Genomic DNA, 14986 nt, shown 5'->3' on the forward strand with positions numbered 1-14986 from the left:
GATTTACTTTAGTAGTCCTTTTAGGCAAAAAAGAGATTTAATAAGATCCTGAACCAATTTTATAAACATCAATTGTTCGTAGATTAAAATATATTAATTTCAAATCACTTACATATGACTCCAGCACGAGGTAGAATCAGAAACCCAGACCCCTGCTGTTTTTAACTGATAATTCTCTGCAACATGGCATCAGTAAGATGAATTGGGAGTTTGTAATTCTCTTGTGATCCAAATCTTTTTGCAGAACGGCGGACATTGATTATCTACCTTATAAATCTCCCAGATAGGTCCAGATAACTTCCTGCTCTTTAATTCTGTGGGTAGTGTTGCATATATTACTTCCCCCTAATCCCCAACCAAAAGCAGAACTAGATTGTCCTTTTTGTAAATATATAACCCCAGAGGTCGTTGTTATTCTATCCTGGTATCCTGTAGCTCCCCTAAAATCATAGCTAAAAAAACTAGAAGGGGTAGCTAACAAAGGTCCAAATTCCAATTGAAAATACTGAACAATACGTGCTGTAAATTTATAATATCCAGCTTTATCCGCTGTAATTATTCCAGATACTCCCATATTGGGATCCCTCGTATCAAGATTAAAATTATCTGTTGCTAATCCCGTACAGGATGTGCTCGTCGTTTTCCGCCCTCTTGAATATAGAACAGGTAGATTGATGGTATTAGCAGCCAGTTTATAATCCATCAATGCTTGCCACAAGATCCCATCATATAAATAAATTAAATCCTTATATACCCTGCCTGCCCCGGTACCAGAGTCTGAAAGATTATACACCAACAACCCCTTCACTGGATTTGCCACTGTAGTAATATCCGCAGTCGAGGTAAGCGATATTCTAGGAAGCAACAATGCTTTGTCGGGTGATGATAATTCCAATATTGAAGACGGATCAGGTGTAGCAGTTCCTATTCCCATTTGCCCATCAATTGTTGTGGTAATAAAACCTATTAGTAAACAAAATATCTGTTTTTTCATTGTAATCTATTATTATCTATTCTCCTATATATTGCCAGGTAACTAATTGTGCTCCTATCAGGTCTTGTGCCACGCAGGTTCCTCCCAAATGCCATTGGAAAGGTTCTGAGAGGTCTCCCTGCTGCAGATAAACAGATCCTGTAAATACCGTAGTCTGCCAGGCTCTTACTGTTGCTGTGCCATCCCGGAATCCATAATTGAGCATTCCCGGAAGCAAAAATGGACTGTAAGCTGACTTAAGCATAAATTGCTTTATACTGACACTCCAGATGTAATACCCCTTTTTATGGGCCATTATCGAACCGTCGGCTTTGATCGTCGTCTTAATATTTGTAAGAGTTGTTAACTGAAAGTTACCCATAGTGGCATTTGTACAAGTCGTATTAGCGGTTTTCTTCCCTACTGCTACCAGTTCAGGATATAAACTTCCCGAAGCTATTTCTCCCTCTTCCACCATTTCATCCCACGTGGCTCCATTGAATTTATACATCCGTCCTTCATATATTGCGTTTTCACCGGATCCTGCGTTTTGTGATGCCAAAACCAACATACCTATGGATGGGTTGGCAACCGTAGTTATATCTGTATTTGATGTCAAAGGTATTCTGGTCATTAAAAAACCTTTATTTACAGAAGTCATTTCTAGGATCGATGATTGTGCAGGGGTAGCAGTTCCTATACCAATCTGGCTTATTAGCCGCCCACTAGAAAGGAAAAAACATAGTGCTGAAAAATATATTTTTATCATTTTTTTATCAAATTAAGTTTATATAGGATTTCCCAGATATTCCCAGATCACTTCCTGTTCCTGAATTCGGCCAGTTGTCCCACATGTATTTTGCCCCAAAAACCATTGAAAACCTGTGGTGGATTGTCCCTGTGTTAAATACACAGTTCCCAGTACGGAAATTTTTTGAGTGGTAAGCCCTGCTCCCCTATATTTAAAAGCAAAAGTAACCAGGTCTTGGGCTTTGATGTACGGACCAATCTCAAAATCCTGCCCCGCCGCAGGCATAAGCTGCACTGCTCTTACAGAAAACATATAATATCCGGCCTGAGGAGCGGTAAAAGCCCCTGTTGCAGTTAGTAAAGCCGGATTACTTCTATAATTTAAAGCAAACCAACCACCGGTAAGCCCGTTACAGGTATCTGTTGTTGAGGTCTTTCTTCCTACAGCAACAATCTTAGGCAACTCATTGGAGATAAATTTCTCTCGTGTTGTAAGGGGTTTCCATTGGGTCCCGTCAAACTTATACAGCGTATCTTTCTGTATCGCTGTAATACCTGTTCCAAAATTTTGAGTGGCATACACAAGCAGGCCTTTTGCAGGATTGGGAACCGTTGTAATGTCTGATGTAGATGTTAGTGTGACCCTCGGCAACAGCAACCCTTTGTTGGAAGCATTTAAATCCAGCAAGGCTGACGGATCAGGAGTAGCTGTACCAACTCCTATCTGACCCTGTACGGCAGTTCCTGTTATGAAAGCAAAGGCATAACAATAGTGCTTAATTTTTTTCATCGTTCATGGGATTAGTTAATACTTTTATCATTACTTCGTTTTAGTGTCTAATATTTATTTCTTAATTATATGCTCTTACATCATAGTAAATTCCCTCTCCATCAGTAGAAAGTACTCCATCTTAAAGTTGTAAAGATTTGTTTTTTTAGGGGCTTTGTGCTGTAAAGATTACAATTTTTATATCGTAAAGGTATCTGATTTATACAGCGTACTGAAATATAACACATACAGCTTGTTCTGCTTATTTATAGAACTAAATCTACAAACTGGCAGAACTTTACGTCACCGAGCGCAGGCTGGAAAAGCAAAAATCTATAATATAAATTATAGATTTTATTTTGGGAGATCATAAGGATTTTAAATTGTTGTGAAAATAACAAATAGGCTACATCTAATGTAAATTTTTATATAATTCTATTAGCTCTGCAATATTATTGATTTTTAGTTTTTGAAAAATTCTTTTTTTAAAAGTGCTTATTGTGTTTATTCGCAGGCTTAAATGGTTCGAAATTTCTAAATTTCCATTTCCCTTAGCTAGCAGTTCAAATACCTGATATTCGCGGGAGGAAAGTTCTTTTCTATTACTTCCCTCATCAAAATTCTTTATTATGAAAGGAATCAGCTCAGGCGGGTAGAAATATCCGGTTTCTAAAATAATTTTTATAGAATTTTTTATCTCATCTTCTGTTCCCGACTTATTTAGGTAACCTTCCGCTCCTTTGCGAATATACTGTATCGCAATGTTTTGATCGTAAGCAGAAAATATTAAAATCTTAAGATCGTTCTGAATATTTTTTAGCTCAGAAATCATTTCCGTATATTTTGTTCCTGGCATACCAATATCTAAAACCAGAAGATCATAATGATTAGTTTTGAGAAATTCTTTCACCTTTCCATAGTTTTCGGCTGAATCTATTGTAAGTTTCGGATATGCCGACCTTAAAATTAAGGCTGTTCCGGCCCTTACTACAGAGTGGTCATCAGCTATTAAAATTCGTTTTTCCATTCATTTTGTTTTTGTAGATATTTACTTCAACAGTAGTTCCACCAGGATAATTTTCATAAAATGATATATCTGCATACATTTTTTTTACAAGATAAATAACCATATGCAGACCAAGACCGTAATTTCTAAATTTTATAATATCATCATTCATTGACATTTGGTACAATCCGTTATAATACGTCAACTGCTCCTGCGACATCCCTTTGCCGGTATCCGCTATTTTCAGAGTGATTTTCTCTTGATTGTCTTCAACAATAATATTAATTATGCCCTCAGATGTATTTTTCACAGCATTATCAACCAGATTATGGACAATACATGATAAAATACTTTTGTTAAACTGACAATAAATGCTGCTCTTTTCAATAATTTCAATTCTACTATTCTGTGACTTACTAATTTCGTTAAATAATTTTTGTTTGGTAATCAATATCTCATTAATAGGATATTCATCTTTTTCGTATACATCGTAAGTTCCAAATAAGTCACTGTATTCTTTAAGATGAATCGTAAAGTTATATAGCTCCTCTGAAGATTGATGAATGCTATCGAAATATTCTTTCTGAAGATCAACTTCATGAACATCAATTAATTTTTGTGACATCATAGCAATAAACTTCACAGGAGTACTAATATCATGGCTGATAGCTTCTATCAGCTTTTTTTGATATTCCGATTCTTTCTGCATATCATTCTTTACGGCTTCAAGGTGTTGTGCACTTTCTTTAAGTGCTATTTTAATACTGGAAACCCTTTTTTTCAACAACCTGTTTCTTATCTGTAAAAATTTAGTTCTTGTGTAGATGATAGCTATAAATATGAATAATAGTAAAATGGTCACTATTAATTTAAAAGCTGTAGTTTGGTAAAAAAGTGGTTTGATTTTAATTTTTACGGTTCTGTATTCATAACTGCCATCCGGAGAGATCTGAACTCTTAATTGTAGAATATAATTTCCATGATTTAGATTGCTTATTGTATATTTTCTTTCATTTTTAATTTCAATTTGATGCCAATCAACATTCTGCCCTTCTATCTTTGCTTCGACTCTTAAGTTATAGGAATTTGAATAGTAAGGAATATCAATAAAAATATCTGCATGCTTATAATTATTCTCCAAAATAAGATCCTTTGAAAAATAAGTAATATCTGAATCATTAATTCTCACTCTTTCAACATATATTCTTTTCTTATCGGGATAATACGCTTTGATATTTTCCGAATCGAAAAATACAAACCCTTCCATTGACGGAAATACAAATTCGCCATTTTTCAAGGAATAAGCCTCAGGCATAGAGCCTCCGTTAAATTCAGCGGTTAATAAGCCGTCATTTTTTGTAAAACGATAATAAAACACAGGGGTTTTATTGTTTTCAGAATATTTTAAAAGCTGCTTTTTAGCAACCCTGAACAACCCATTATTGGAAGATATCCAGTAATATCCATGTGAATCCCCCAGAATGTAGTGTGCAGAATTTAAATATAAATTCTGGTCTAAAGGCATTTTGAAAAGTTTCTTATCTCGAAACAAAAAGAAACCATCTTTGTTGGTGGTTATCCATATCTGTCCGTCTGAGGTTTTGATAATATTTTTTACATTTATCCCTTTAGCTACTTGGGCAGTAATTTTCTTTTTTAGTCCTACTAAATACAAACCATCACTGCATCCAATTAATAATTCATCGTTGTTATATTGTAGAAATGAATTCACCAATCCAGTAAACTTAAACGTAGCATTTATAGTCTTTAGCTCTTGGTTTTCAAACAAATGTAAGTAGGAATTGGTAAGGTCTGTTGTAGAAACAGCAAACTGGTTTTCACTTTTAAAAAAACCGTGTAAACCCGGAAAATGAATCGTATGGCTGGTAGTATATTGAGAGGATTTATATCTTTTAACGACAGAATCATCATTTTTGTACAAAATATTGCCTGAATTATCATAAAACATAAAATGTTTGTCATTAATACCGAAGTGATGATTCTTTACAAGCCCATATTTATTAACTTCATATCCATAGGGATCTATAATTGTATTTTTATTAAATGGTAAAGAAGAACTGCTTACTTCATCCACAAAATGAATTTTTTTCTGTGCTGTGAAAAACTGAGTTAGTTGAACGATGTTTAAACCTTTGGTTACACTTCCCAGATATAATCTTTTAAAATCCTTATCATATAATATGGAATTAAAAAACTGGTTTCCAAAATTCTTATAGGTTATCAAAAATTTCAGTTGTAAATCATCATTTTTGTAGCCATTAAGCAGATAGATGTTATTCTTATTTATGATAAAAGTCTGGCCGGTAATCTGCTGCCAGTATATTTTCGTTTCAGGATCATTAAAGAGGGCAGCCTTCGTAAGAACCGTTGGTTTTCCTTTATAAATTCGATAAGTTTTCCTGTTTTTCGGATCGGTTAGAAAAAGAGCTTCTTTATAAAGAAACATAGTAGATAAATCGACAGCAGCGATTGGAACTTTTGTCTGCCCGTTTTTTTCATCCGTATATATAATTCTGTTATTATAAAAACTATATCTTCCAGAGATCGTCTTTATATAATATTTAGTATTGGAACTGTATTTTGTTTCCGGAGAATTTTTTGATATTCTTTTTAAAAAATTAAACTTCTCTTTAGTAAATGTTTTTGAGAAAGTATTTTTTGTAATAGACTGAATTTTTCTTTTTCTTATAAGAATTTTATTCTCATCATTATTGTTATAAATTATAATACTATCATTCAAGACATTTCCATAAAAATTTTCAAAATGTAAGTTGGTAACCTCTAATTTATTATATATTGTAAATACTGAGCCATCATATCCCACTATTCCATTGTCTGTAGAAAGCCATATAAAACCATATTTATCCTTGGCAATAGCTTTAACACTATTCTGTGGAAGACCATTTTCTGTATTATACCATGAAGAAACATGCTGACTATATAATTGCTGATAGTAAAACAATAAAATAATCAATATAGATACTCTCATAGTACAATTAGTAGTTCTGCAAAATTAGTGTATTATATAGTACAATTTTGTAGAATATGTTCTACATACAATAAGAGAAATTCACAAGATAAATTTTCAGGAAAGTTCTTCACAAAAAATATCTTTGTTAACTGGTTCATGGCAAATTCACCAATGAAAGTAATAATTAATTTACCAGAATTTATGGAGACAACAACAAATAACTTCAAGCAACTTAACATTGGTATATTAGTCCAACAAAAAGTAAAAGAAACAAACGTAGAAATATCTCGGATATGCAATTTTCTGAAATGTACACAAGAAGAGGTAGAAAATATGTATCTCAGCAAATCCTTAGATTCGGAAGTTCTCCTGAGATGGTCAAAGCTCTTAAAATATGACTTCTTTAGGGTTTACTCCCAACATTTAATTTTATATTCTCCTTCCAAATCTTTAAATAAAGTAATAGAAAATAAAAAAACGGCAATGCCTCAGTTTAGAAAAAACATTTACACAAAAGAAATAATTGACTTCATACTGGAAATGACTGAAAAGGGAGAGAAAACGAAACAGGAGATAATGGATGATTATGATATCCCAAAAGCTACCTTCTATACCTGGATCAAAAAATATAAAAGATAAACCTTATGCCCAACTATAAAAAACTATATACAGATATTATTAGCTATAAAAATCCTAAAAAATGGAAAGAATGCTCATTTATTTTAGCTAAAGCAGAACTTACAACTCTGGATATTATTAATCTTAATGAAATCATTTTCACGACTACAGATAAAGAGATATCAAGATTTAATCAACAACATAAATCATACGATAAAAACGCTATCATCGATATGCTGACCCATCAACACGTTAATAAATTGAATAATACTCAGCTCGCAATTCGTTTTAAATTAAGTAGAAATTCCGTTGCTAAATGGAAAAAAAAATATACGCTTTAAGCGGTTCGAAATGCAATACTTAATGGTCAACAATTAAGAATCAAAAATAAGTCTGCCATATTTAGCAGACCTATTTAGAGGATAATTATGTTTAGATTTTAATATCTCGTAAGAATTATCTTATAACCTCTCGTTACATTTCCATTATTAGTAATATTTATTGTCCCTGCCGATGGCATTGTTAGGGTATAGTTTAAACCACTCGGGTTTCCACCATCAGCACAGCCAACTACATCTGTCCAGGCAGTTGAGATGCTGTATCTGCTGATCTGATTAAAAATAGGCGACTTTGCAGTATTACCACTCCCTTGATTCCCTCCTAATCCGTTGATCGAATATAGGCTGCTTGCAGTGCTATTTATTACGTAATATTCTGCAATGGCTACATTACCACAACCATCCCCAACTATGACTACAGCTTTATAAAAACCGCCATCAGATAAACCTGTAATCAATTGTGCAGTAGCTCCGCTTGCAAGATTATTGAGAGGAGATGAGAGAATAGCTCCGAAAGTTGTTGAAGGGGAAGCTTTAACCAATACTCCATTAAAATCAGTATAAACAGGAGTTACAGCATTTGTACCCGCAGCAATATCCATTGTTCTAATTCTTGTATGACCTGCTACATCCAATAATTCTGTTGGTGAAGAGGTGCCAATTCCCACATCTCCTGAAGAAGTAATCCGAAGTCGTTCCAAGTATCCCCCACCAAGAGAATTTCCCATATAAAAGTCTTCAGCTGTGCTTGTACGTATACTTCCAATTCCCCAATTTGCACCTCCTGATGTCGGACCATTATTTGTAAAACCTAGAAGGGAAAAATTTCCGGTGGCCAATGGAGCTGTATTTCTTAATGCCATAATAGTAAGGTTATTACCACCAGTCGGAGCATCAATTAAAGTATACCTGTTTAAATTAGCCGTAGTGCTCACTATATGCATCTTAGTGGTAGGAACGGTAATACCTACACCTAAGTCTCCGGTGTTGGTTACTACCATGTCATTAGCCTGCTGAATAACGGAAGGAATTCCCGTAGCCGGGTTATCCTTAGCTCCATCAATGTGAAAAGTACCCTGAGGGTTTGATGTACTTATGCCAACTTGAGCATTGCTAACTGATAAGAAACCTGATAGGATAAGTATCAGTGACGAAACATTTTTTTTCATAATCTTTGCTTTTTTTATTATTTTTTTTACTGTGTTTAATCATCATAATCGCTTAAATATTAAAAAACTTCTTTTGATTTATCACCTTTCAAATGGTTGCTTTCTCTGTGACTAGTTCTCTTCTTCTATTGAGAAGAAGAGCCCACAGTCAAGGAAACTAATCAAAATTTTGTGCTTTCAGAAGCGATGTGAAAATTCTATTATCGTAGGGAACCGAAAAATAAAACTATAAGACAAAGATATTTCATTTACGTAACTAGCTGATATATAATGCGTATAATTTATTCTTGTCAGTTGTAGAAGTAATTCTATACATCCGTTGTTATAATCTCTCCATCCATATTTGGGTGTGCTTTCTTAGTTCAGATAAAAAGAATAAACCTATCTATAGTTGATCCCTTTCCTGTAGCACTGCCAGGCCTTATCAACATGGGCGAAGCTGCAGCCGGATTAATGCTGGAAAAAATTAAAGACAGTTCGATACCAAGCAGAACTATTTTGACGGATGCAGAGCTTGTCTACAGAGCTTCAACCTTATAAAATACTTTTAGAGTAATCTGTATTTAAAAACAAAAGCCCTGAAACCATTGATATCAAGGCTTTTTCTATTAAAGAGACAGATTCATCCGGAAACTACCATTTGATTTTCGGCAGTACTTTTTTTATTTCTTTCCCAATATTATTTCCTGCTTTTCCAAGCTCGTTCCCAACATTCGTAAAGACCTTTACGGCTTCATGATTTTTACCCGGTCCATACTGAATGTCATGAATTGTATTATTCCATGTTTTCACGATGTCATTGCCAGGGCCAAACTGGTTTTGCAGCTCTGAACCAATTTTATTTAAACCTTTTATAATGTCATTATTTTTACCAAAACAGCCTGAATCTCCGCCTACTCCATTGGTAAGGCATTTATCCAGTTCTCGGGACATCAGCTGCCCACCGGCACAGCCGGCAAAAACATAAGGCTGTCCGCCTGAAGTTACAGCACACTGCACTACGATCTGAGATTCCGTATTCATATTAAGTCTGCTTGCTCCATAGCATATTGCTGTATTCATAAAGTTTACCTGTCCAAAATTGCCCTGCTGCTGCACGCAGGAAAGCAGCTTTTGAAGCTCAGGATCCGAAGATTCACCTGCCAGACATAACGGATATTTACTATAGTCATTTCCATACTGCTTATAACATTTCAGCAGAGATGAAGATATTCTTCTTTCATTGGTGCCTCCCATAGTTCCGACCAGACATAAGGCCTGTTCTTCCGGGGTCGAAGCATTTTTAACACAGTTATAAATTTCATTCTCTTTTTTTCCGGCCATATTTTCAATCATGCAGTCGCCAAATTTTTGCTTATCCAATGCGCCATTAAAACCAAGTGACCGATCGTAACAGCTTTTAGCGGTCTGCTCGTTTGTGATCATCAGATTACCATAGGGATTGTTCATGTCTATAATCTGATCCGGTAAAGGCTGAAAACCGTTCGCTGTCTGAATACCAACATTAGGATTGTATACCGGCGGAACATACTTAACCATCGGATTAGGAGGTGGCTGGATGTCTGAATAACCAATGATCCTAGCTCCCTGGATATAATCAATCTCAATCAAGTTCCTGCTGTAATCCAGAAAAAAAGCTTTTTGGTACGGATTGGCAGCCGGCAGCCTTAGGTACATCATTCCGGACGGATCACGATATGCTATTCCCCTATTCATAGGATTTCCGTCCTGTACCATCATCCCGTCACTATACAAAACAAAGCTCTGCTGGTGTGCCTGGTCATAGATACGGCCAACAGGAGCCGGAGGCTGTGAATAGAGACCGGTAAACAGAACGAGCAGGAAAAAGCTTACAACAGTCTTCAAATTTTTTAAATGTGGTGTTGTTTTCATGGTAATTTTGTTTTTATTAGCAGTAATTATTAAATATTACAAATCCAATTTGTACAGTAGAATTCCGGCTTCAATGCCTCGGTTCACTGTTTTATCACTTATTAATTTCAGAGTAAAACTGGTGATAAAAACAAAATAAGTCAATTACACTTTTGGGTAATATTTCCTATAAATCAAGATTAAATAACCTGAGTTTGGGACAAAAAAACAAAAGAAGTCTATCCCAACGTGAAAGCTCCGGAAGGAATGCAGTATCAGCTTTGGGCAATTGCAGACGGAAAACCAGTAAGTGCCGGAGTGTACACTGAAGAAAAAAACAGCAAAAACAGCTCTTGCCATATCCCGAAAGCACAGGCCTTCGCTATAACCCTTGAAAAGCAGAATGGCAGCGAAACCTAAGACCTATATTAATATTCTGAGTAAATACAGAAGCTAATTATCCTGCCTTCTATCTATCTTCAGCTCTCTTTCTACTTCATCTACATTCGGTAAAGGAAGATCATAGCTTTCTGCAATATATTTCAGAACTTCTTCTTCTGTTTTCTCATTTATTTTCCTGATGAAAAGGTGATTGGTAGCTTTTAAAAAAAGAATAAGCTCATCTGATGTCTGCTTCTTACCGAATATCGATTTTTCAATGACAGCTCTTTTATCATCATTTACAATAAGATCGTTAAAAGAAGTATTCATAAGAACAGTCTGAAAAAATGACTCCGCAGGCAGAAATGTATGGAGATAATAATCTTCAAAATTCATTACCCTTTTATTATTGGCAAGAAAAGCGCAGGTATCCCTGGTAAAAATAACCCACTTCCCACCTATGTAGGGGGTAACACCTTTCATAAATTCCCTTTTATACATGAGGGACGAAATCTTATAAGACAGTTCTGTAAAATGATTCTGTATTCTCTGAAGGGTATCCGGACGGTAAAATTTCTGATCATAATAGAAAAGATAATTCCTTCCGTTGTTGGCTGTAAGAAATTTCCTGATGATGTTCTGCGACTTCAAAGGATAATCTTCACCACTTAAATTAACAAAATAATCCCATTCCTGGCTGACATTAAGCAGAAATTCCATAGCATCAAGTTCAGCCTGGATCATACTGAATCCCCCAGAAACAATATTGATACTTTCCAAAATATAGACGTTCGGAAACTTTACGAGATAGGTCTGGATCTCATCGGTTATCTCCTCTTTGGTTTTCCGGTCGATATGAATAAGATAAAACTGGTCTCTCGTATAAATTTTCTGAAACATAGCCTTAAAGACCTCCGGCTTATGGTGTATCATAATGAAGTAAGCAATTCTCACATGTCGATCAGAGTGTGACTCTAAAGTTTGAGGTTGGGGGCTGGTTGTAGGAACAGAAATCTGCATAAGTACGGATTTAAAAATCATCCGCTGGGTGCAAACAATTCAGTTAACGTGCGAAATCTACGAATAATTTTTTGATAATCAATTATTTAAACTAACTATTATTCAGTTTCTTTATTGTATTTTTGCAAAGCATTTATAAAAACAGGCCTCTGCCTTTTGCTACTCTGTAATAGTTTAAAATCTTCATTTTTCTCTTTCAGTTTTGCTTTTTCAGCTGCCCAATTAAAATTTATTTTTTAATAATTTTTAATACTGCTTCCTCGGTTTTCAGGTTAAAAGTAGTTATAAAGCTCAGCACAGTATGGATTTATAAAACCCTACTCTGAGAATGAGAACGATATGATATTGCAAAGCTCAGCTAATATATTCCAACTGAATTTATTGCCAAAGTTAACGCAAAGTAAAATAATAATTAAAGATAGTGCTTATCAGGATTGATATTCATTATTTTGATACAAGACAACAATTCAGATCTTAACCGATTTGGCCACTCAGAACCGGATGTCCGGTAGAATATGATGAGTTTTAGAAATTTAAATTTAATAAACCCTATAGTCCGTGCCGTTACAGAAGCCGGATATTCCAAACCTACAGAGATACAGTACATTGCTGTTCCCCACATTTTAGCAGGAAGGGACATTATAGGACATGCCCACTCCGGCACTGGAAAAACAGCAGCCTATGCCATGCCTATTCTCCAGTTATTAAAAAGAAATACACCAGATCATAAAGAAATACGGACTTTAATCTTAACGCCAACCCGGGAATTGGTCCTGCAGCTGGAAGAAAGCTTTAAGGTTTACAGCAAATATTTACCACTGTCGCAGCTTTCCATCTTTGGAGGTGTATTATCAGGAAGCCAACTGGCTGCTCTGAGAAAAAGAGTGGATATCCTCATTGCAACTCCCGAAAGACTGCTGGATCTGGTAAGCCAAAGATATATTGATCTCTCTAAAATTGAAATACTAGTCCTGGATGAAGCTGACAGAATGCTTGATATGGGATTTGCAGACGATGTAAAGAAGATCCTGAAACTAGTTTCACAAAAAAGACAAACCTTATTTTTTTCCGCAACCCTGCCGCCGGACGTCCAAAAATTTGCAGATGCCATGCTAAAGAACCCTATAGAAATCACAGTAAATCCTGCTCCATCACCAATGCATACCATTAACCAGTCCGTTTACTTCGTTGAAAAGACTAAGAAAACTGATCTGCTTATCAATATACTGCAGGATGTATCTATTTTACGCTCACTGGTTTTTACACGTACCAAACAGGGTGCCGACAGATTGGTGAAACAATTGGAACGTACAGGAATTTTTGCAGCAGCCATCCATGGAAACAAGTCTCAGATGGCAAGACAGCAGGCCGTGGAAGATTTCAGAAACAGTAAAATCCGTGTTCTGGTCGCCACCGATATTGCAGCAAGAGGAATTGATATTGAGGAGCTTCCTTATGTGGTCAATTATGAACTTCCGGATGTACCTGAAATTTATGTTCACCGTATCGGAAGGACCGGAAGAGCAGGAATCCAAGGAACCGCCGTTTCTTTCTGTGACGAAGGAGAACGTTCTGACTTAACCAATATTCAGAAGCTGATAGGATTTATAATGCCCGTAGAAAAATTTCAATATATTCATTAAATCACAAAATAAATGGACAACTTTTCTGATAAGTTTTAGAAAATAGTCCGCAAGATAATTAATACAACAATTTTTAATACTATTACAATGCAAGAAGGCACCGTAAAATTTTTCAATGAAGCAAAAGGCTTCGGATTTATTTCTCCAGCAGACGGAGGTAAAGACATTTTTGTACACTCTTCAGGATTAGATACAAGATCTATCCGTGAAAACGATAAAGTAGTTTTCGAAGTACAAAAAAGCGATAAAGGTTTAAATGCAGTTAACGTAAAGTTAGCATAATTTGAATATAACGTTTAAACGAACATTGACTGATAAGTAGCAATACCTTTCATTCGATGTCCGTTCCAAACCTCTTACTTGATGTGAGAGGTTTTTTGTTTGAATAAATTTGAATAAATCTGTATCTTCAGTTAAAGAATCTCTGCTTAAATTCATATTAAAAGCTTATTCTTTCTCTCTGTAAAACATGATATATTTCCCAAAAATATCCTAAAGTTTAGCTTATGTTCCTTAAAAACGGCTATATCCTGCTATATTTGTCCCCTAAAAATAATTCTACAACCATCATCAATGAATTTACTGTACGTTAACTGGGATGTAAGTCCTGAAATCTTCAATATTGCCGGATTCCCCCTTAAATATTATGGGATGCTGTTTCTGGCCGGACTTATTCTGTGCTACACCATCCTAAAAACCATCTATAAAAAAGAAAATCTAAGCCAGCAGGCCCATGAAGCCCTTTTTTCTTATGCTTTCATAGGGATTTTAGTAGGTGCAAGATTAGGGCACTGCTTTTTTTACGATTTCGATTATTATTCCCAGCATCCTATTGAAATATTCCTGCCCATCCAAAAAGGGACTGACGGAGCCTACCATTTTTCAGGATACGCAGGACTGGCAAGCCACGGCGGCGGAATCGGACTTATTATTATGCTTCTGGTGTACGCCAGAAAGTTCTCCATTAAGTTTATGACCGTTCTGGATGTAATTGCTATTGCCACTCCTCTGGCCGGAGCGTTTATCAGATTAGGCAATCTCATGAACTCTGAAATTATAGGAACACCGTCTAATGCGCCATGGGCATTTATATTCAGACAGATAGACAATATTCCGAGACATCCTGCCCAGCTGTATGAGGCAATCTGTTATCTGATGGTCTTCCTTGTGGTGTATTTTATTTATACCAAAAACACCTTTAAGGTTGGAAAAGGTTTTTACTTTGGCCTCACTACTCTATTGATCTTTATTGTCAGGTTCTTTGTAGAATTTATAAAAGTGGATCAGGTTGATTTTGAAAAGGGAATGAGCCTGAATATGGGGCAAATTTTAAGCATCCCGTTTCTGTTTTTAGGACTGTTCTTTATTATTAAAAGTATCTGGGACAAAAGAGAAATAAAAGTTTCATAGTCCCAAAATATAGCAAAAAAACTCCGATATCAATTTTGATACCGG

At 35.4% G+C, this 14986-nt stretch carries 14 protein-coding genes; 6 read left to right on the top strand and 8 right to left on the bottom strand.

Annotated elements, in window-relative coordinates; translation table 11 throughout:
• Nucleotides 1-268: 268 nt before the first annotated feature.
• From J2T03_RS07575 to J2T03_RS07595, 5 genes are all read right to left on the bottom strand, one after another.
• Entirely contained in the window at nucleotides 269-994 is a 726-nt protein-coding gene (locus tag J2T03_RS07575) for a hypothetical protein (RefSeq protein ID WP_307210398.1), read from the bottom strand.
• Nucleotides 995-1010: 16 nt separating this feature from the next.
• Nucleotides 1011-1742, bottom strand: a complete 732-nt coding sequence (locus J2T03_RS07580; RefSeq protein ID WP_307210400.1) for a hypothetical protein — start codon at nucleotides 1740-1742, stop codon at nucleotides 1011-1013.
• Between the two features lie 18 nt (nucleotides 1743-1760).
• A complete protein-coding gene (locus J2T03_RS07585; RefSeq protein WP_307210403.1) occupies nucleotides 1761-2513 on the bottom strand; it encodes a hypothetical protein in 753 nt (250 codons plus the stop codon).
• Between the two features lie 391 nt (nucleotides 2514-2904).
• Nucleotides 2905-3519, bottom strand: a complete 615-nt coding sequence (locus J2T03_RS07590; RefSeq protein WP_306844423.1) for a response regulator transcription factor — start codon at nucleotides 3517-3519, stop codon at nucleotides 2905-2907.
• Entirely contained in the window at nucleotides 3494-6508 is a 3015-nt protein-coding gene (locus tag J2T03_RS07595) for a sensor histidine kinase (protein WP_307210405.1), read from the bottom strand. The genes J2T03_RS07590 and J2T03_RS07595 overlap by 26 nt, the downstream gene beginning before the upstream one ends.
• Before the next feature lie 138 nt (nucleotides 6509-6646).
• Here J2T03_RS07595 and J2T03_RS07600 point away from each other — a divergent pair, with 138 nt between their 5' ends.
• Together J2T03_RS07600 and J2T03_RS07605 are read left to right on the top strand one after the other, a co-directional pair.
• Entirely contained in the window at nucleotides 6647-7129 is a 483-nt protein-coding gene (locus J2T03_RS07600; RefSeq protein ID WP_307210407.1) for a transposase, read from the top strand.
• Nucleotides 7130-7134: 5 nt separating this feature from the next.
• Nucleotides 7135-7449, top strand: coding sequence for a helix-turn-helix domain-containing protein (locus J2T03_RS07605; RefSeq protein ID WP_306844419.1), 315 nt, complete (start codon nucleotides 7135-7137; stop codon nucleotides 7447-7449).
• 98 nt (nucleotides 7450-7547) lie between these two features.
• Here J2T03_RS07605 and J2T03_RS07610 read toward each other — a convergent pair whose 3' ends face one another.
• Complete coding sequence (locus J2T03_RS07610; protein ID WP_307210409.1) at nucleotides 7548-8615, bottom strand: hypothetical protein; 1068 nt, start codon at nucleotides 8613-8615, stop codon at nucleotides 7548-7550.
• 633 nt (nucleotides 8616-9248) lie between these two features.
• The gene (locus tag J2T03_RS07615; RefSeq protein ID WP_307210411.1) at nucleotides 9249-10508 is read right to left on the bottom strand and encodes a hypothetical protein; all 1260 of its coding nucleotides are present in this window, start codon (nucleotides 10506-10508) and stop codon (nucleotides 9249-9251) included.
• Between the two features lie 228 nt (nucleotides 10509-10736).
• On the opposite strand from J2T03_RS07615, the gene J2T03_RS07620 reads away from it, so the two are divergent.
• On the top strand, nucleotides 10737-10907 hold the full coding sequence (locus J2T03_RS07620; RefSeq protein WP_307210412.1) for an anti-sigma factor: 171 nt from the start codon (nucleotides 10737-10739) through the stop codon (nucleotides 10905-10907).
• Nucleotides 10908-10940: 33 nt separating this feature from the next.
• On the opposite strand, the gene J2T03_RS07625 is transcribed toward J2T03_RS07620, so the two are convergent.
• On the bottom strand, nucleotides 10941-11888 hold the full coding sequence (locus J2T03_RS07625) for a beta-1,6-N-acetylglucosaminyltransferase (RefSeq protein WP_306844414.1): 948 nt from the start codon (nucleotides 11886-11888) through the stop codon (nucleotides 10941-10943).
• A gap of 518 nt (nucleotides 11889-12406) precedes the next feature.
• Here J2T03_RS07625 and J2T03_RS07630 point away from each other — a divergent pair.
• The 3 genes from J2T03_RS07630 to lgt all read left to right on the top strand — a co-directional run bounded on the left by J2T03_RS07630 (nucleotide 12407) and on the right by lgt (nucleotide 14941).
• Nucleotides 12407-13531, top strand: coding sequence for a DEAD/DEAH box helicase (locus J2T03_RS07630; protein WP_307211086.1), 1125 nt, complete (start codon nucleotides 12407-12409; stop codon nucleotides 13529-13531).
• An 87-nt stretch (nucleotides 13532-13618) separates the two neighbouring features.
• Nucleotides 13619-13813, top strand: coding sequence for a cold-shock protein (locus J2T03_RS07635; RefSeq protein ID WP_034741125.1), 195 nt, complete (start codon nucleotides 13619-13621; stop codon nucleotides 13811-13813).
• A gap of 291 nt (nucleotides 13814-14104) precedes the next feature.
• Entirely contained in the window at nucleotides 14105-14941 is an 837-nt protein-coding gene (gene lgt / locus J2T03_RS07640; RefSeq protein ID WP_306844411.1) for a prolipoprotein diacylglyceryl transferase, read from the top strand.
• Nucleotides 14942-14986: the final 45 nt, after the last annotated feature.

This window comes from Chryseobacterium lathyri (assembly GCF_030812195.1).
Taxonomy (GTDB): domain Bacteria; phylum Bacteroidota; class Bacteroidia; order Flavobacteriales; family Weeksellaceae; genus Chryseobacterium; species Chryseobacterium lathyri_A.